1 pseudogene is annotated in these 262 nt (G+C 69.5%); it reads left to right on the forward strand.

Features of this window, described 5'->3' with window-relative positions:
• Positions 1-262: pseudogene (locus HWE04_RS24320) on the forward strand (hypothetical protein); the annotation flags it as partial.

The following is a 262-nucleotide window of genomic DNA, read 5'->3' on the forward strand; positions in this document are numbered from 1 at the left end:
GTCTTTGCGTGCTGCTCCTGTTCCGGGTGCGCCCTCGGCTTCGGTGTCGCCCGAGGAGCTGGCGGCGCGGGGCGCGTCGATCAAGGCATCCGCCCGTGCCCGTTCCGACGGCCGCACCATGCGTGCCATCCGTCGCATCTCGGCCATCTTCATCCCACTCATCCCCGCGCTGATCGCCTGCGGGCTCATCGCCGGGATCAACGGCATCCTGACGAACCTCGGGTGGTTGCCCGGGGTGACACCGTTCCTCGGCGTGCTGTCC

This window comes from Herbaspirillum sp. C7C2 (assembly GCF_022627865.1).
Taxonomy (GTDB): domain Bacteria; phylum Pseudomonadota; class Gammaproteobacteria; order Burkholderiales; family Burkholderiaceae_D; genus Herbaspirillum; species Herbaspirillum frisingense.